The organism is Clostridium gelidum, assembly GCF_019977655.1.
Lineage (GTDB): Bacteria > Bacillota > Clostridia > Clostridiales > Clostridiaceae > Clostridium > Clostridium gelidum.
In genome coordinates, this window is sequence record NZ_AP024849.1 from 1,862,324 (window position 1) to 1,881,156 (window position 18,833).

Annotated in this window: 17 protein-coding genes and 4 pseudogenes; 16 read left to right on the top strand and 5 right to left on the bottom strand. The window is 30.5% G+C overall.

Annotated features, from left to right (window positions below; all coding sequences use genetic code 11):
- Nucleotides 1–186 precede the first annotated feature (186 nt).
- On the bottom strand, nucleotides 187–453 hold the full coding sequence (locus psyc5s11_RS08250) for a hypothetical protein (RefSeq protein ID WP_224037128.1): 267 nt from the start codon (nucleotides 451–453) through the stop codon (nucleotides 187–189).
- A gap of 413 nt (nucleotides 454–866) precedes the next feature.
- Between psyc5s11_RS08250 and psyc5s11_RS08255 the strand changes: the two are divergent.
- The 9 genes and pseudogenes from psyc5s11_RS08255 to psyc5s11_RS28300 form a co-directional block, all read left to right on the top strand.
- Nucleotides 867–2,578, top strand: a pseudogene (locus psyc5s11_RS08255) (methyl-accepting chemotaxis protein).
- A 276-nt stretch (nucleotides 2,579–2,854) separates the two neighbouring features.
- Nucleotides 2,855–2,998, top strand: a complete 144-nt coding sequence (locus psyc5s11_RS08260; protein WP_224037129.1) for a hypothetical protein — start codon at nucleotides 2,855–2,857, stop codon at nucleotides 2,996–2,998.
- 53 nt (nucleotides 2,999–3,051) lie between these two features.
- Nucleotides 3,052–3,231, top strand: a complete 180-nt coding sequence (locus psyc5s11_RS08265) for a hypothetical protein (protein WP_224037130.1) — start codon at nucleotides 3,052–3,054, stop codon at nucleotides 3,229–3,231.
- A 522-nt stretch (nucleotides 3,232–3,753) separates the two neighbouring features.
- Nucleotides 3,754–5,388, top strand: coding sequence for an extracellular solute-binding protein (locus psyc5s11_RS08270; protein WP_224037131.1), 1,635 nt, complete (start codon nucleotides 3,754–3,756; stop codon nucleotides 5,386–5,388).
- Between the two features lie 21 nt (nucleotides 5,389–5,409).
- Nucleotides 5,410–5,664, top strand: coding sequence for a hypothetical protein (locus tag psyc5s11_RS08275; RefSeq protein WP_224037132.1), 255 nt, complete (start codon nucleotides 5,410–5,412; stop codon nucleotides 5,662–5,664).
- Nucleotides 5,665–5,864: 200 nt separating this feature from the next.
- Nucleotides 5,865–7,271, top strand: coding sequence for a sensor histidine kinase (locus psyc5s11_RS08280; RefSeq protein WP_224037133.1), 1,407 nt, complete (start codon nucleotides 5,865–5,867; stop codon nucleotides 7,269–7,271).
- Nucleotides 7,272–7,294: 23 nt separating this feature from the next.
- Nucleotides 7,295–8,896 (top strand): response regulator, encoded by a 1,602-nt coding sequence (locus psyc5s11_RS08285; RefSeq protein ID WP_224037134.1) that lies wholly within the window; start codon nucleotides 7,295–7,297, stop codon nucleotides 8,894–8,896.
- Nucleotides 8,897–9,166: 270 nt separating this feature from the next.
- A complete protein-coding gene (gene bglS / locus psyc5s11_RS08290) occupies nucleotides 9,167–9,907 on the top strand; it encodes a beta-glucanase (protein ID WP_224037135.1) in 741 nt (246 codons plus the stop codon).
- A gap of 254 nt (nucleotides 9,908–10,161) precedes the next feature.
- A pseudogene (locus psyc5s11_RS28300) lies at nucleotides 10,162–11,318 on the top strand (IS91 family transposase); the annotation flags it as partial.
- 406 nt (nucleotides 11,319–11,724) lie between these two features.
- Here psyc5s11_RS28300 and psyc5s11_RS08305 read toward each other — a convergent pair.
- Entirely contained in the window at nucleotides 11,725–12,300 is a 576-nt protein-coding gene (locus tag psyc5s11_RS08305) for a TetR/AcrR family transcriptional regulator (RefSeq protein ID WP_224037138.1), read from the bottom strand.
- A 156-nt stretch (nucleotides 12,301–12,456) separates the two neighbouring features.
- Between psyc5s11_RS08305 and psyc5s11_RS08310 the strand changes: the two genes are divergently transcribed.
- The 4 genes from psyc5s11_RS08310 (at nucleotide 12,457) to psyc5s11_RS08325 (ending at nucleotide 15,925) form a co-directional block, all read left to right on the top strand.
- Nucleotides 12,457–13,848: an oxidoreductase gene (locus psyc5s11_RS08310; protein WP_224037139.1), complete on the top strand. Its 1,392-nt coding sequence runs from the start codon at nucleotides 12,457–12,459 to the stop codon at nucleotides 13,846–13,848.
- Between the two features lie 16 nt (nucleotides 13,849–13,864).
- Nucleotides 13,865–14,875 carry an amidohydrolase family protein gene (locus tag psyc5s11_RS08315; protein ID WP_224037140.1) on the top strand — a complete coding sequence of 337 codons (1,011 nt, stop codon included), beginning with the start codon at nucleotides 13,865–13,867 and terminating at the stop codon, nucleotides 14,873–14,875.
- 109 nt (nucleotides 14,876–14,984) lie between these two features.
- A complete protein-coding gene (locus psyc5s11_RS08320; RefSeq protein ID WP_224037141.1) occupies nucleotides 14,985–15,746 on the top strand; it encodes an SDR family NAD(P)-dependent oxidoreductase in 762 nt (253 codons plus the stop codon).
- A gap of 35 nt (nucleotides 15,747–15,781) precedes the next feature.
- A complete protein-coding gene (locus psyc5s11_RS08325; RefSeq protein ID WP_224038285.1) occupies nucleotides 15,782–15,925 on the top strand; it encodes a hypothetical protein in 144 nt (47 codons plus the stop codon).
- 267 nt (nucleotides 15,926–16,192) lie between these two features.
- Here psyc5s11_RS08325 and psyc5s11_RS28195 read toward each other — a convergent pair whose 3' ends face one another.
- Both psyc5s11_RS28195 and psyc5s11_RS08335 read right to left on the bottom strand, forming a co-directional pair.
- A complete protein-coding gene (locus psyc5s11_RS28195; protein WP_375541993.1) occupies nucleotides 16,193–16,459 on the bottom strand; it encodes a transposase in 267 nt (88 codons plus the stop codon).
- Nucleotides 16,455–16,658: pseudogene (locus psyc5s11_RS08335) on the bottom strand (IS5/IS1182 family transposase); the annotation flags it as partial. The gene psyc5s11_RS28195 and the pseudogene psyc5s11_RS08335, both read right to left, overlap by 5 nt.
- Between psyc5s11_RS08335 and psyc5s11_RS08340 the strand changes: the two are divergent.
- The 3 genes and pseudogenes from psyc5s11_RS08340 to psyc5s11_RS08350 all read left to right on the top strand — a co-directional run bounded on the left by psyc5s11_RS08340 (nucleotide 16,657) and on the right by psyc5s11_RS08350 (nucleotide 17,747).
- Nucleotides 16,657–17,316, top strand: a complete 660-nt coding sequence (locus psyc5s11_RS08340; protein ID WP_224037142.1) for a TFIIB-type zinc ribbon-containing protein — start codon at nucleotides 16,657–16,659, stop codon at nucleotides 17,314–17,316. The pseudogene psyc5s11_RS08335 and the gene psyc5s11_RS08340 overlap by 2 nt on opposite strands.
- Before the next feature lie 129 nt (nucleotides 17,317–17,445).
- Nucleotides 17,446–17,553: pseudogene (locus psyc5s11_RS08345) on the top strand (family 1 glycosylhydrolase); the annotation flags it as partial.
- A gap of 44 nt (nucleotides 17,554–17,597) precedes the next feature.
- The gene (locus psyc5s11_RS08350; protein ID WP_258712460.1) at nucleotides 17,598–17,747 is read left to right on the top strand and encodes a winged helix-turn-helix domain-containing protein; all 150 of its coding nucleotides are present in this window, start codon (nucleotides 17,598–17,600) and stop codon (nucleotides 17,745–17,747) included.
- A 141-nt stretch (nucleotides 17,748–17,888) separates the two neighbouring features.
- Here psyc5s11_RS08350 and psyc5s11_RS08355 read toward each other — a convergent pair whose 3' ends face one another.
- Entirely contained in the window at nucleotides 17,889–18,755 is an 867-nt protein-coding gene (locus psyc5s11_RS08355) for a LysR family transcriptional regulator (RefSeq protein WP_224037143.1), read from the bottom strand.
- Nucleotides 18,756–18,833: the final 78 nt, after the last annotated feature.

Consider the following 18,833-nt stretch of genomic DNA (forward strand, 5'->3'; position numbering starts at 1 on the left):
TAAATATACAAAATAGAGAAGTGAAATATATTATTAGAACGAAAATCTTAAAATGGTTTGAAGAAAAGGTAAAAAGGTATATGTTTATAAAGATAAAAATTAATATTTCTAATCAATTTATTAATGTTTTTTTCTAGATTTCCAAAAAAATGTAATTTAAACAAGGTTATAAATAAAAGTGAACAATTAAAAGAATGCATTTACAAAGGTAAAAAAATACCGCGAATTATTTTCATCTCTAATATCTGGTATTAAAATAAAACCAACATTTGAGTTTTGAAAATATATATTATCTAGCTCTGAAACTAGCCCGATATATAAAGTATTGTCTTGCAAAGGAGAGGAGTTAAGTATTGGATTAACCATATTGTATGAAATAGAGTTTTTATTATCACAAGATATTTTAAAATTTTCTTTATTAATTCTTTTTAGTAGTTTTTTTAATGTTAACATTTATATCTTCCTTTCAATATAGGTTGTGCTTTTTGCACTTTTTTCAATAATGAGATTTTGAATTCTACACAATGCTTAATAAATATTGAAATGTTATAATATTACTTGCGCTACTATATAAATTAATGTATTTAGTATATCACAATCGTGTATATTGATGAACAAATGAAAAAGTATACTAATAAAATAAGGTTATGTATATTAAGGAAGCATTTCAACTATGAAATAAGTGTTTTTGCTAGAGTAATTTGCACTTATGAAGAGATTTAAAGGGTATTTTAATTATGCCTGTAGAATCTAGCATGAAGAAAAATACAAAAACAAGTAAGCAAAAAAAGTCAGAATAATTAGCTAAAAATATAAGTATTGAATTAAACAATTAGTAATTTAAAGAAAAGGGGATAGTAATAATAATGAATTTGTTAAATAATGTAAAAGTAAGGAGGAAATTGGTTGTATCGTTTCTAATAGTTGCACTTTTTATTGGTGTTGTAGGTGGAATTGGAATTATGGCACTTGAAAATGCAGGAAAAGAATCAGAAAAGATGTATACTAATAATCTGCGTAATGTTTATATATTAAAAGATATGGAGCAAAATTTAACTGAAATAAGGTCAAGTTTACTGTCATTAGTATATAAAAGATTGCCCTCTGAAAAGGCTGATTTAGAAGACAATATTGTAAAAAATAAAGAGCAAAATGATAATTATATAAGTGAATTTGAGAAATTTCAAAAAAGTGAACAGGTAAAGAAAGAATATGATACATTTATGGGTTATTTTCAACAATATAGAGATTTAAGAGAGAATGTTATTAAATTTGTAGATGAAGAAAACTATATAAAAGCGGAAGAAAACCTTTTGCAAACAACAGAGGTTAGAAAAAAAATGTTTGAAAGTTTAGATAAATTAATACAAACTGATTTAGATGAAGCTAAATTGGCAAATAATAATATTCATTCAACAAGTAAACTGTCAACTACTATAATGTGGATACTAACTTTTGTAGGATTTTTAATTGCAATGTCTCTTGGTTTGCTTATAGCAAATGATATAAGTAAACCACTTAAAGAGATGATAGATTATGCAAAACGACTATCATCATATGATTTTTCAAGTTCAATGTCCATTACAAGGAAAGATGAATTTGGAAAACGGGTGTTGAGCTAAATAAAGCACAAGAGAATGTAAGTAATTTAGTTAAGGTAATTCAAGAAAAATCTGAAGATATAGGTGCATTTAGTGAAGAACTTTCAGCAACAGTTGAAGAGTTATCTTCTAAAGTTGCAAGCATAGATGAAGCAGTAAATAATATTAATAACAATATGCATGATTCAAGTGCAGGGACAGAAGAAATAAGTGCATCTATTCAAGAAGTTGATTCAAGTATAAATATACTTTCACAAAAGGCTATGGATGGAAGTGCGAATTCAAATGCTGCAAAAGATAGAGCTATAGAAGTTAAAAATAATAGCAAAAGAGCTTTAAATGAAGCTAAAGAAATATCAGATGAAAAACAACAAAGAATGATAAAAGTTATTGAAGATGGTAAGGTAGTAGACAATATTAGAGTTATGGCAGATACTATAGCGGATATAGCAGGCCAGACTAACCTGCTTGCATTAAATGCAGCAATAGAAGCAGCAAGGGCTGGGGATATGGGAAAAGGCTTTGCAGTTGTAGCCGAAGAGGTTAAAATTCTTGCTGAACAATCAGCTGATGCAGTAAAAAGTATTCAAGAAACTATAATGAAAGTACAAGATGCATTAAAAAATAGTATTGATACAGGAAATGACATATTAGAATTTATTAATAGAGATGTAAATATACAATTTGAGGAATATGAAAAAACTGGTAATAGATATTATGAAGATTCTGATTTTGTAAGTAATATGTCAGAAGAAATTGCAGCAATGTCAGAAGAAGTAACAGCAACAGTGGGACAAGTAAGTGAAGCAATTCAAAATATGGCTTTTTCAGTTCAAAAATCAACTGAAGAAGCAGAAGTAATAAAAGAAAGTATGAATGAAACCACAGAGGCTATAGAGCAAGTGGCAAAAACAGCTCAAAGTCAAGCAGAACTTGCGCAAAATCTTAATGAAATAATTCAAAAATTCAAGATTTAAAAGTAAGAAATACATATATATATACATAAAACTAGGAAACCGACTCAAATCATATAGTGGATTTGGGTCAGTTCTTTTTGATATTATTGGGCGAGAATGATCACGCGGACAGCATGGAATACCGTATTCGTTTAAAGGGGAATCTACATTTTCTAGTGTAAGCATAGTTTTTTTAGGAATATATGCTTTCTTGAAAAAGAAGGTGTAGTAAGAAGAGAAAATGCAGATATTGATATAAGAGTTGTTAATATCTATATTACTAAAGCTGGACTAGAGATGGTAAATGATATTGAAGTTTATAATTATGACACAGTGAAAAAGAACTTTGATAAATTTCCGGAAGAAGCTATTCACATGTTGCTTCAAGCAATATCGCAGTTGGATGTTCTTTTGAATTTGCAAGATATGAGTAGAAAATAATTATACCAAAAGAAGCACAAGTAACATTATGTGGAACAGATGCTGGAGCAGAAATGTTTGGATTAGCTTTTGAAGACCAAGGATATACTGTATTTAATAAAGCTTCGCATGGTAAATTAGTTCAATTAAATAATTTTTATAATTGGTCTGTGGTGAAACTAAGTAAATTAGCTTTGCTACAGACTATTTTTTATTGTGAAATACGAGGTAAATATAAGATTTTAGAAAGCTGAAACACTGATAAAATTCAATTCTTAACCAATGAATTTTGCAAATGATGATGGACAATAAAGAAAGAAATTATGCCATTCAATAAAGAAATATAAAACTATAAAAACAGATATATAGATAAATATTTATAGGAAATATGCGGGTTAGTAAAGCTGGAAATCATTTAAGAGTTATGGGGTTGGCATTAAGAGCGTAGCAGAAAATTTATATGAAAATATAATTAAAGTTTAAATTAGTGCTGTAAACTTTGATTGAATATTAATCAATTGACTTATATTTTTTTGAAAAGTATAATTTTAAAATGAAGTTTTAAATTATTGGTTACAAAATAATCTTTAATAGAAAAGAATTAACTAATGGTAGATAAGAAAAGTCGATTTCATAATTTTGGCTAAATGTATTGATAAAATTAAAATTTTATTTTTGGGGACTTTAAAGTTAATTTAAATAAATAGAAGATTAAGAAGTGAGAGATACACCGTTTATTAATATTTGCGATATTATATAAAAAAGGGGGATTACATATGAGAAAGCAAATTGTAAAGGTTTGTAAAGGGATTATAGCTTTAACTGTAATGTCTATGTTTTTTACAGCATGTGGTCTATTTGATAAAAAAATAGGCAGTACAGCTAATAATAACTACGATGAAGAAGGGCAAAATGTTGATAGAACACCAATAACCTTTGATTGGTATATTGATTTTTCGTGGTTTCAAACTAAATGGGGGACAAATCCTGTGTCAAAATATGTTTCAGAGAAGACTGGTGTTAGTTTAAACTTAATAACTCCAAGCGGTGATGAGACAGAAAAATTAAATTCTATGATTGAAACAGGTAAATTGCCAGATCTTATTACATTAAGTTCACAAGATTATGGATATAAAAGAATAATTCAGAGTGGTTTAGCATTACCACTTGATAAGCTATCAGAACAATATGATGCATATTTTATGAAAGTTGCAGATAAACAAAAATTGGAATGGTATAGACAAAGTGATGGATCTGTATATTGTTATCCTAATTTTTCGAGTCCAGTGACTGACTTTGATAATTATAAAGAAGAGAAGCCATCTAATCAAACATTTTTAGTTAGAAAAGATATTTATGAAGCTTTAGGAAAACCTGATATGAGAACACCACAAGGGTTTTTAAGTGCGCTTGAAAGGGCAAAAAAAGAATTCCCTACAGTTGATGGACATGAATTGATACCTATAGGATTTCATGAGTTCAATGATTATGGAAATCTTTCTTTAGATAGCATTTTGCCAAATTTTTTAGATGTTCCTAGGGAAGAGAATGGAAAAGTATATGATAAAAATATAGATAAAGAATATATAGGATGGTTAAAAACATTAAGAGAGGCTAACGAAAGAGGATTATTATCGAAGAAAATTTTTGTGGATAAAAGAGCTCAGATAGAAGAAAAGATAACAGAGGGAAGATATTTTGCAATGCTTTATCAAAGTTCTGATATGTCTGCTCAACAGCTGGAATTATACTCTAGAGATAAGAATAAAGTATATATGGCTATTGACGGGACTTCAAACTCTAAGCTGGATCAACCTAAACTAGCAGGAGATAGTATTTCTGGATGGACGGTTACCTTGATTTCAAAATCCTGCAAGGATCCCAAAAGAGCTATAAACTTTTTGAGTTATTTAATTAGTGAAGAGGGAAATAAAGATTTGTATTTAGGGATAAAAGGATTAACTTGGGATGTAATTGATGGAAAGGAACAGTTTAAACCAGAAGTAGTAGATTTGCTAAACAAAGATAGAATAGCTTTTGACAATAAATATGGTGCGGCAAATACATATTGGATGCTGGCTGATGGTGATTTAATACAGAAGTGGATGCCAGAAAAAGAGAAACCATTAAGTATAATAAGTGATTGGGCAAAAGGGAAGACCTATAATTACTCCTTATTTGACAATATTTATCCTTATGGAGATAATGAGGAAGGAGTAGCATTTGGTAGAATAAACAAAAAATGGGGAAATACATTGAAAAATCTGCTTATAGCTAAGAACGAGAATGAGTTTGATAAAATATTAAATGAATTTATTGCATATAGAAAAGAACAAGGTTGGGATAAGATACAAAAATATGATCAACAAAAATACGAGGAAAATAAGAAGAAGCTAAATGTAGTTAGATGAATTGAAATAGGAGCTGCTTAAATGAATAATAAAGTCGTTATTTTGTGGGAAAAAGTTAAGCAAAAATTAATTGATCAAAGTTTAATAAAAAAATTAATTACCATGTATATATTCATTATTGGTATTCCAATAGTAATATTTTCTGTATATATATTTAGTTCACTTTCAGAGAATGCCAAACATGATGCAGTAAATAGAGCTAATTATGATCTCAGCACTGAATATGATAGTGTTGAAAAGAATGTGTATATAAGCGAAATACAATTAAAACTATAGAATCTGATAATCAAGTAATAGGATATTTACAAGGAGATAATAATCAAGAAGCAAAAGAGCTAATTGATTTTAGAGAAACAACCTATAAACAATTAATTAATTTGCAAAATAGTAATCCAACAATTAAACAAATAAACATATTTACCAATAATTCAAATATAAGCGAAATTTGGCCTACTTTTTATAAAATAGATAGAATTATGGATAATGAATGGTATAAAAAAGTTATTAAAAAAAATGGTTCGGAATATTGGAACGTTAACCACTATGATAATGATATTGTGGTTAAATCAACTTTAAATGATGAATCAAAAAATGTAGTAGTTTCCCTTAATAAAAGGATTACTTATCCAAGTGATAAGTATTTCAGTATTTGCAGGGTAACTATGAATTCTAAGGACTTTTTTCCCAAAATGTACGAAAAGGATGAGTTGAAAAGTGGACAAATATTATTAGTAAATAAAGAAAATATAGATATAAATACAGATGAAAATAGCACACTGCTTAAAAATTTTAATTTTGATAAAAAAAAGTTCCAGGAATTTATTAAAGATAAATTAGAACATGAAAAAGGAGAAGTGAATTATAATCAAGGTAGTGAAGCTTATATTATACTATACAAGGAGTCACCCATTCCGAACAATTACTTAATAAATATTATACCATTAAATAACATTTCACAAGAAATTAAAAATTCCAAATATATTGTTATTTGGAGTTCTCTTTTTTTATTGCTATTTCTATCAGTAGTAGTATTTTATGCAACTAAAGCTATTCTCAAAAGATTGTACAAAATAATTTCAGCAGTTAAACAGGTGAGAACTGGAGATTTAATGCCGAGTATAGAAGTGCAAGGTAATGATGAAGTAGGAGTACTTGCTCATAACTTTAGACAAATGATGAAAACTATAGAAATACTGATTAAGGATAGTGTAAATAAAGAAATAATAACCAAAGAAGCAGAGTTAAAAGCATTAAAAACTCAAATAGATTCACATTTTTTATATAATACTCTTGAGAATATTAGAATGACTGCACTGGTTGAAGAAAATTATATGGTATCTGATTGTTTAGCAGCTTTAGGTGATATGATGAGATATAACATGAAATGGAACAGTGAGTTTGTTTCACTAAGTGAAGAAATAAGCCATATTAAAAATTATATAGCATTAATGACGCTCAGATATGACTTTGAAATAATTTTAAAGATTAATATTGATTCGGAATTTTCAAGTAGAGAAATATTAAAATTAACTATTCAGCCTTTAGTAGAAAATGCAGTGAAGCATGGTATTTCAGAAAAATTAATGAGTGAAAATGGTACTGTTTCTATATCTGTTGAGATTGATGAAGCATATTTATATTTAAATGTTAAGGATGATGGAAAAGGAATGGATATAAACAAGGTTCAGGAACTGCAGAATCATATAAATGGAAATATAGATAATAAATATGGTCTTGGACTTAAAAATGTTAGTGATAGAATAAAGCTTTTTTACGGTAAACAATATGGTATTATGATTGATGCTAAAGAAGGGTGCTATACACAAATAACACTTAAGCTGCCAAATGTTATAGATAATCCATTAGAAGTATTAAGCAAATAAGAATTTTCAAGGGGGAAAGTAATTTGTATTCAGTAATGATAGTAGATGATGAACCAATTATCAGAAAGGGATTAAAAAAAATAATCAACTGGGAGGAGTTTGGTTTTAATATAGTTTGCGAAGCACGAAATGGAGAAGAAGCACTTGAGTTACTTAAGGAGTATAATATAGATTTCATTATATCAGATATAAAGATGCATAAAATAACTGGAATTGAGCTATTAAGAGCGATTAGGGACAAAGAATCAGATATTCTAGTAGTATTATTAAGTGGATATGATGAATTTACATATGCACAGGAGGGTATAAGACTGGGGGCCTTTGATTATATATTAAAGCCATTAGATGCTCAAAAACTGGAAAACATATTAATTAATGCTTATGATAAATTAGCAATGAAAGAAAAAAAAGATCATGAATATAATGCAAATAAAATTATTTCGGGAGAAAAAATTTTATATGATTTATTAAGAGGAAAAAATTTAATGCTGATGGACGAATATATTTCACAGTATAATCTTCCTCTCATTAAAGGGAAAGTTCAAGTTGCAATCGTTGAGATTAATGAAATTATTATTAGTAGCGAAGACTTAACTGAAAATGACGAATGGAACTATTTGAATAATGAGGTCAATGATTTAATAGAAAAAGAATTGAAAAAGAGTGATATAGAACATTTTTCTTTATTAGATGGAGATTTTGGGAAAAAGATTATTCTTGTACAAACTAATAAAGATATTGAAATATCAGATTTTAATCAAAGTTTTATTGCAGTATTAAAAGAAATACTTAAAAATAGCAGTGAAAACTACCAAATAAAATTAAATATTGGGGTTGGAAATGCTTATAATCAACTATATAGTATTTATAAAAGTTATTTAAATGCTAAAGAAGCACTAAAATATAAATATGTGCTAGGAACAAATAAATTAATTCAATTAAATGAATTAGCAGAAATAAGAAAGAAGAATTTTGTTTATCCAATTGAGAAGGAAAAGGCGTTAATAAATTCAATACTTATTGGAAAAGATGATTCTTTAAGTATACTTCAAGAATTAGTTAGTGAAATAGCAAGTATGTTGAATTCTGATATTTTTAGTATTAATATTGCATTTACTCAAGTAGTATACAATATTTACAATAATGTGCTTAAAAAATATAGTTTTTTAGAAGATGTATATGACTTAAGCCAAATAATTAATATTGGGTTTTTAGGCGTTGAAACTCTTGAGGATATTGAAAAGCAACTGATGGATAATATAGTGAAACTTATAGACATTATAAAGGAACACAATCTAAATCAGAGTGATAATATAGTCCAAAAAGCCTGTGAATATGTACTTAATCATATAGATGAAGATATAGCATTATCATCTATAGCTAACAATTTAAATATTAGTAAGAACTATCTATGCTCAATATTTAAACAGCAAACTGGAGAAAATTTTTTGGAATATGCAACAAAGGCAAAGATGGAACGAGCTAAAATATTGTTAAAGAAACATGATTATAAAGTTTACGAGGTTAGTGATTTGTTAGGGTATAAGGAGACTTCATATTTTAGTAAGCTTTTTAAAAAGCATACCGGTTATACTCCGGCTGAATACAAAAAAATTAGCATATAAATATAGAAGGGATTCTGTGAAGACTCTCTTTTTGTTTTATATGAAAGTATAAAAAAATAGATTTTTTAAATCCAGTGATATAAATGGCTAAGCGAAAGTTGGCTTGTAAAAATGTGATTGAGAGAGAGCGTGTCGTAGACATTGTCATTCTTTTTATGTAAATGTTTAAATTAAGTAATTTTTTAGTATATTATTGTAATTTTATATGATTCTAATAAGTTCTATTTTAATATATCATAAAGATATAATAAGAATTGAGGAGGGGTATATATGAATAAAAGAAAATTAAAAATTGCAACATTAGGAATGCTAGTAGGTACTTTTTTAGTGGGAGCTTTAATGCCAACACCAGCTTTCGCATTAACTAAAACACACATGGGTGAGGCGTTTGATTACGCTAATCCATCAGCTTGGTCAAAATCAGATGGATGGACAAATGGAGGTATGTTTAACTGTACTTGGAGATCTAGTAACGTTAATTTTAGCAATGGAACTATGGCTCTTACGCTTAATAAAGATACTAAGGGAGGCACAAAGCCATATGCAGGTGGAGAATATCGCTCAAATGATACTTATGGTTATGGAATATATCAAGTAAATATGAAACCAGCAAAAAATACTGGTATAGTTTCTTCATTTTTCACATACACAGGTCCAACAGATGGTACTCCTTGGGATGAAATCGATATAGAGTTTTTAGGTAAAGATACTACAAAGGTACAATTCAATTATTATACAAATGGTGTAGGTAATCATGAGCACATTTATAATCTAGGATTTGATGCTTCAAAAAGCTACCATACTTATGCTTTTAATTGGCAACCAACTTATATTGCATGGTTGGTAGATGGAAAGGAAGTTTATAGGGCAACCAATAATATTCCATCACATCCTGGCAAAATTATGTTGAATTTATGGCCTGGAACGGGTGTAGATTCATGGCTAAATGCTTATGATGGTAAAACTCCAATTTATGCAAATTACGACTGGGTTGCTTACGATCCAAATTAATAAATATAGATATTTGATTACGTAAACCAGATTTAAGTGAATAGACTAGAAAACAAAAAATATGTAGTATATATAAGAGATTCTGTAAAGAGTCTCTTTTTTAATGTATAGGAAAGTATAGAATTGAGGAAGCCTGAAAGGCTGACAAAATCTAGCACTAGAGAATAATTGTATCAAATTGGAAATAAAATATCCTCTAGATTTCAGCTTTTAATTATGTTAAATTGTAAATAAAAATAGTTAGAGGTAAGCAAATGATGAAAAGTAAAATCAAAACAATATTAAAAGATCATTGGGATGGTTTTGTAAAAATATATAATAAAAAAATCAGACCAAATGTAAAAGTCGAAGTTGATAAAGTATTAAAATGTAAAGACATAAAATATGGGTACATTGAGCTGAAATGTGATAAATGCAATGAAACTAAAAAAATCGGATTTACTTGCAAAAGTAGGTTTTGTACATCATGAGGAAAAATATATGTAGATAACTGGATAGACAGTATGTTATCAAAACTAATTAATGCTAGACATAGGCATATTGTATTCACGATACCATAAGAATTAAGAGAATACTTTGGAAAAGATAGAGAAAAGTTAAAAGTACTTCCGAAATGCGCAGCAAAAGCTGTTACGAGTGGATGAGAGAATTGAATAAAAAAGAAGAATTTATTCCAGGGATTGTAACAGTAATACATACATTTGGTAGAGATTTAAAATGGAATCCTCATGTACATATGATGGTTACAGAAGGTGGCACAGATAATTGTACTGAATGGAGACATATAAGATATATTTCATATGATGCATTGCGAAAAAGGTGGCAAAAATTATTGCTAGATGAGTTAGCTTATTTAGTTGGAAATGAACGTGAAGCTAGAATATTAAAGAATAAACTATATAAGAAAAACGATAAGGGATTTTATGTGCATGCTAAGACAGAAATAAAGTCAGCTAAAATAGCAGCTAAATATATAGGTAGATATGTGGGACGCCCTGCGATAGCAGAATCAAGAATTCTTAAATATGATGGAAAAAATGTAACATATAAATATACAAGACATGAAGATAATAAAGTAGTGATAGAAACTGTAAATGTATATGAGTTTATAAAGAAGGTTATAATTCATATTCAAGAAAAGAATTTTAAAATGATTAGATATTTTGGAATTTATACTAGAAGAAGTAAAAAGAGAAATAGTTTTATAAAGATGCTAGATGAGAAGATAATTAAAATAAGAAAATCAGTAGCTAAATGGGAGTATAGAATACTTGCTGCATTTGGAGTTGATCCATGCAAGTGTCCTAATTGCAGTACTACTATGCGGTTTAACGATATAGTTTATAGTAAGTATGGGTCAATGCGTGAATATCTTAGAAAAAGAATTGTTGAAGAAAATGAAGAAATACTATATATTTGTTTACAATGTAAAAATAAAGAGAATATACCTAAGGAGGTTGTTGAATACTTTGATGAAATGGATCAAAGTAACATAGATGAACCCCCTTGCTTTGCTAGCGAAAGATGTGGTGGAGTTATGAGACCACAAAAGTATAACGGAGTATATGGAAAAAATATAAATTATAATAGCAAAAAACATAGAGAAATATAAATCTCTATGTTTTTTACTCTAATTTAAAATTATTTCTCCGAAGGAGCGTGGCGCAGCCACTTTTGTTCTGTAAATGCTTAAATTAAGTAATTTTTTGATACTTTACCGTAATTTTATACCATTCTAGTAAACTTTCGCACTACAACCAAGAATTTATTAAATCTCAAAAAAATGATTTTAGCTATCCTTAAGCCTTACTTTTTTATCAAGTGATATCGATGCTGTAGAGAATTTTTTGTACTTCTTGAATTAATTTTTCTTCTGATATTTTCTTTTTTTGCATGAGCCACCATCTGATCGTGTGCATTATTGCACCAGTAAAAAAAGATGCGACTATTTCAGGGGATGCGGGTACATCTATGCCTTTTTTTATGCCAATTTTAATTTTATCTGTAATATCAGAAATAACTTGTTCAGAAAGTATGTCAAGAAGAGTAGGAAGTAAATTACTACCTAATACCATATTGACAAATTGTTCATGCTCTTTTAAAAAATTCAAGATATGATGAGCGATGCTTATATAAAAAGAATATGGGGCTTTATAATCAGCTGAAGCAGGAGTTATTGCATCACAATCAGTTTGCAGTTGGTGGACAAAAAAACGAAAAAACTCATATTTATCTGCAAAGTGCTTATAAAATGTCGTTCTTCGAATCATTGCTTTCTTACATAATTCATTTACTGTTATATTTTCAAAATGTTTCTCACTCATAAGCTGTACAAAAGCTTCTGTTAATGATTTATAGGTACGGATAACCCGCAAGTCATATTTAATCTCCATTTTATTCTCCTTTTCGGAAACAGATTAGTGCATTTTGTTTCTTATGTGTCAAAACCAGTTGTTTTGACTGTTGATTTGATAATAAAAATATTCTACACTTAAAAATATCGGATGTCAATTATTAATATATATTGATAAATAAGGGAGGTAATTCAAATGAACACAAATATATTATTTGAGCCAATGCAAATTGGCAACGTAGAATTGAAAAACAGGATTGCGATGTCACCAATGAATATGGGATACACAGGGCCGGAAGGTTATGCAAGTGAGGAATCAAATGCATGGTATGCGACTAGGGCAAGAGGAGGCTTTGGCCTTATCATCACGGAATGTGTAGTAGCAAACCCTTATCCGTGGCGTGGCAGTGATTCACTTAATCCTCTATTATGTGACAGTCAAAAGAAATACCGCTATTTGAGCCAAATGGCCGATATTATTCATTCATATAAGGGGACGAAAGTGTTTATGCAGCTTTCTCCAGGTTGGGGACGGCAAGGACATCCGGATATGCTGCATGAGGGCATTGCTTCTGGCGCTCCTTCAGCCATTCCTATGGAAACAGATTTGCGTAATCTAAACCATGGCTGGGCTAAACAATTTAAACGAATGGGTATAACTCTGATTGATGAAGTTGGAGGCATTGAAAAGTTCAAGAGCCTTAGTGATGAAGAGTATGAGGATGTAAAGGCTATGGCCTTTAGTTACTTAAAAAAGAATGCTCCAGAATTTTTCAATGCAGTCAAAGGAGATACCCCACGAGAACTTACTATTGAAGAAATAGAGAAGATGGAGAAATTCATGGTGGAGCAGGCCTGTGCTGTTTATAAGCTGGGATATGATGGTGTAGAACTCCACACGCCTCACGGATATCTTCTGCATCAATTCTTGTCACCACGCTCTAATCATCGTACAGACTTGTATGGTGGAAGTACTGAAAATCGTGCGCGTGTAGTTACAAATATTATTGAGCGTATCCGAAAAAAAGTTGGTCCGGAAAAAGTATTGGGTTGTCGCCTTTCCGGTGATGAATTGATGCGAGGTGGTTTAGGGCATGAAGAAGTTTGTAAGCTTGTCAAGATTTTTACTGATGCAGGTGCAAATTATTTTAATGTATCACAAGGCTCTTATGAAAATCCGGGAGCTGGATTCGCTCCTGATGGTGAAAATGACTTTACACACTGGGCACCTGGTTTTAAAGAGGCCAGCGGAGGGTTGCCAGTAATTACACCAAGTTTTATTAACCCAGAAACAGCAGTTGATGCAATTAAGAGTGGAATGACCGACATTATTTCATTGGGCCGTCAATCTATTGCTGATCCTTACTGGCCTGCAAAGGTGAAAGCTGGACGCTATGGAGATATTGTAAAATGCATCCGCTGTCAGCAATGTTACATGAATTTGTTCGAGCCCCGTTGGATTCGTTGTGCTGCAAACCCTACCGCAGGTTTTGAAAAGTATTATCCAGAGCTTTGGCAGGACGATGGTTTAATGGATGTACGTGCAAAAAAGTTTATGGATAAACGAGAAGGTTTACCTTTGATATAAGAAAGGAGCAACTAAAATGAGTGAAAAATATTTAGATGATGGGTTCTTTAAAATAGATCCAGAATGCCATTTAATTGGCAATATGGATTCAATTAATCACTTTCCTGGCGTGAAAATGTGGTGGCACGCCATTGATAATATTACACGTCCTATATTGCAAGGGGCACCAGAAAAGCTCCATGATATGCTGGAACCTTGGGAATTTAAAAAAAGCGCTGACCCTGAAAATATTATCCGTGCAATGGACAAATACGGTGTGGATATTGCATGCCTTTTACCTGAATCAATGATGGATACTACGGGATATTCCAGTCGTTGGTGCACAAATGGTGCTACATGGGAGGCCGTTCAAAAACACCCTGACCGCTTTATCATTGAACCGAATCTTTCTCCTATTAAACATAGAGGCGTAGATAATGCTATATGGGAGATGGAATATTGGGTAGAGCGTGGTGCAAAGATATTTAAATACTATCCACCAGAGGATACCTATATCAATAATCCAGAACTATGGCCATTTTATAAGAGGGCTGAAGAACTCGGCATCGTGTTAGACATTCATACAGGTTTTTCATGGGTACCACCTGGAAAGAGCAAATATTGCCTTCCTATTCAGCTTGATGATGTTGCTCGCGATTTCCCAAACTTAAAGATTGTAGCATTTCACATGGGTTATCCATATTGTGATGATCTCAATATGATAGCAATGGGGCATCCTAATGTATACCTATGTTTGAGTCTGCTTGTACCTTGGGGAATAACCGCACCTTATAAATTTGGAAAAATCCTTGGAGAAGCAATGCGATTTGCAGGACCAGACCGTATTATTTGGGGGACAGACAGTGCCGGATTTGGTGCTCAGATTGGTGCAGCAGTGATGGGATTGAGCAGCTTCCAAATCCCTGATGAATTACAATGGCAATATGGCTATTTACCTTTGACTGATGAGGAGAAACGCAAGATTTTTGGAGGTAATCTAGCTGAACTTTTAGGGATTGATTCCACTGTACGACGTATCAGCAAATGATGGTGAGTTCTATATTAAATGGTAAGATGAAAAGTTGTAATTATGTAGCTTTATAGTGGGTTTCAAAAGACTGGCTTAAGATTAAATTTTTATGAAAGGAGATAGGAACATGCATAAATTCGAAGGTAAATATGCTATTGCTACAGGTGGGACGGATGGAATTACAAAGGAAAGTATTATCTGTATGGCAAGGGATGGATTAAGTGGTGCCATAATCGCTGGTAGAAATGAAGAACGAGGTATAAAAGCCGCTGAAGAAATCAAAAACTTAACAGGTTGTGAGTGTTATTATGTTCAGACTGATGTTTCAAAACCGGAGGATATAGTAAACTTATTTAAAGCAGCAAAATTGAAATTTCCTACTATTCAAATTTTAGTAAATGGTGCAGGAGTCTGTCCATCAATGCCAATTGAAACTATTGATGCAAAAGAATGGGACAGGGTAATGAACATTAATTTAAGAAGTATGCACCTATGTATACTAGAAGCTCTTAAGTTTATGAAACCACAGAAATATGGAAAGATAATCAACGTTTCTTCCGTTGCAGGTAGAATTGGTGGGACTGAATCATCTATAGCCTATTCTGCATCGAAAGGTGGAATGATTACTGCTACTAAATGTTATGCAAAAGCATACGGTGATTACAATATTAATGTAAATAGTATTTGTCCAGGTGCCATTAAAACAAATATGATTGCTGATTTTACTTATGCAAGTGCCCCAGAATCCTTAATTAAAAAAATCATTCCGTTGGGTAGATTAGGAAAAGTTGAAGATTGTAGTGGAGTTATAGAATTTCTAGCTAGTAGCGATTCAGATTACATCACTGGATGTAGCATAGATGTAAATGGTGGAGTATTTATGAATTAAAAAATAATAGACCAAGGATGTGACGTATATTTTATGTGAGTCATTTATTTAAAGTAGCTGATAAATATCTTTATGATAAATCCATTGGCGGCTATAGAGTAAATACTAATTTTAATGAAGTGAAAACTGATTTAGGAAGGATGTTTGGATTTGTATATGGACATAAAGAAAATGATTAAGAATTCTCTATTAAGAGAGTTTATTAGGGAATCTGTTTTTATGAATATCAAAAATGATTTATGACTATATAAATTTATATGTGATGTATGTTTTAAAAGGCGCTGTATCAGATTGAGTTTTTTTAACTCAATACTGATGCAGTCTTTTCTTGTATTTTTATTATTTATTCACAAAATTTTATGCAGTTATTGGTAAATAATTTGTTTTTAAGCATAACAAAAATAGGGTAAATACTATTTATCCATTATATAGTTATATTGCTGTAATCAATAAGCTTGCTTCTTATGAAGCAGTTTGCCGTTACGTGCTTGAAGAGTTTTGCTGTGTAATTTATTCATATTATATCCAAATGCCATTAGTAAAAATTCAGTTCTTACCTTGATATTTCCACGCATAAAAAATCTTCTAAAACGATAATATTGCTTAATCACAGCAAATACTATTATATTCATCATATTTGCTTTGTTTATCAATGAATTCATTAAGTAGTTCTGTATATTTTTGAAGCTTACTTTTCCTGTTGCCTTTTCCATAAACTATAACTGCAAACATGGTTTCAGGTAAGACTGCTGGATTTCTACCAATACTAGAGTAAGTTCTATTTAATTCTGTATAATCTAATCCCTCCATAACATCATAAAGCATTCTTACTGAATCATCATTAGGTATAATATTTTCAAAACTTATTTGGAATCCTATTTGATGAATAGGTATAATATTATTTTTTATCATGTTAATATTATGCGCAAAAAAGAGAATTCCTTCTCATGATCTTGCATTTATAACTGAAGCTAAAAAAGCAGGGATAGCAGCTGGTAAAACTCCAGAACAATTACCAGATGAAAGATCATTTAAGCCAAGAGTAGGTGCATTAATTACTGTTGGTGGAGCAATGACACAAAACTGGTTGTCATTTGCGATGCCATCTATGTATGAATTTACAATATCAATGGGAACTAATGTAGTAGATAAATATGAATATTTTGGCGCAATGGCTCATGAACATGTAGTAGGGAATCAACAAGTAATGGATCGTATGGTAGTAATGGGTAAAAATATTGCTGATGCTATAAATAGTGATACAAAAGAAGAAATGAATAAATGGAGAGGCGCAGATGAAGGTGTTTGCCCAGTATGTCATTGTGATATGCTTACTGTAATTCATAATAAAAATGAAGTAGAATGTCCAGTTTGCGGAATCAGTGGAGAATTAACTTTAGTTGATGGACAAATTAAAGTTAACTTTAGTGAAGCTCAGCAAAAGAGATCTCGTTTATTCTATGATGGTAAATTAGAACATCAAGTTGAAATTTCAACAAAAGCAGTTGGACCAGGTCAAATCCCTAATAAAAAAGAATTACTTGAAAAGTATAAGGGTTATGGAGAGTAAAATTAACAATAGATAATAGTATGTTTTAAATGACTTCTATATAAAATAATATTTCAAACTGGGCTATTGTAACAATATGCTCAGTTTGTTTTATATGATTATTTTTTTAGTCTGCTATGCGATAAGGAACTTATTATCGAAATGGGGCTTAACTCTTTTAGAATGTCTATTGCTTGGTCAAGAATATTTCCAAATGGAGATGATGAACAGCCAAATGAAGAAGATCTAAAATTCTATATTTATTAGCTTCAAATGAAGGTAAGGTATTAAGCAGAGAACAAATATTAGAAAGGGTTTGGAGATATGATTATTTTGGCTATACACGAGTAATTGATAATCAAATTAAAAGACTTAGAAAAAAACTGCAGAAGCAAGAAGATAAATGGGAAATAAAATCTGTTTATGGTATAGGATATAAGTTTGAGGTATAAAAATGAAACAAAGTCTGCTCAGAAAATTATTAATTAAGAAAAAAGTAACAAGTCAAGTTTAAATCAGGGAGCATTTCTTTAGTGGGAGATGCTCTTTCTGATTATACTATAGCTGAGCAGTTAAAAGTTCATATAGAGATTTTATGCATTTGAGAAAAGGGCTAAAAAATTTTTCCCAGCTGATGAAAGATAACCTGTTTTAGACCATATTATAGCTATTTGAGTTGATAATTCCTCATTATCAATTTCTTTAAAAATTATATCTGAAGAGCCAATTAATTTTATCGAAGATTTTGGGACGATGGCGATTCCGAGTCCAGCGTTTGCCCAAAGTAAGGACGTTCTTGCATCATCGTTTTTGCAAAACACAGTTGGCTCAAAATTGGAATCCTCACATGCTTTAAATATTAGCCTTTCAAATCTTCTATAAAATATTAAAGGCTTATCTTTTAAATCTGTAATGTCAATTACTTTACTATCTGTCCAGTCTAAATTTTTTATCATGGCGGCAACCATAGTTTCTTTAGGTAATAAAATTGAGTTTACTCCAGAATTATTAAAAGGAGTTCGTACAACAGCAATTTCAATTGCACCTTTATGTAGATCTTCTAATAATTTAAATGTATTTCCTTCATAGATTTCGAAATTTATAAATGGGTATTTGTCGTGAAATATACTTAGTCTGCTATCTAAAAGTGATGCTCCAGATGAAGAAACGGTACCAATGGATAGAGTTCCATGGGTTCCTTCTTTGAAATCTTTTAATTCATCCACTGTAGATTTTGTTAGAGATAATATTTGTTCAGCACGTTTATAAAGTATAAGTCCTGCATCGGTTAATTTAATGTTACGGCTTCCTCTTTCAACAAGTTTTACACCTAGCTCCTCCTCTAGGTTTTTAAGTTGATAACTTAGAGGAGGTTGAGAAATATGAAGCCTTTTGGCAGCACTTGTTATTTGTCCTTCTTCTGCAATTACATAGAAATATTTTAATTGTTTAATATCCATTCTTTCACCTTCTCATATATAAAAAATGTATGACACTCATATATATTATGTATTTTTTATATGTATTTGTTTTTGATA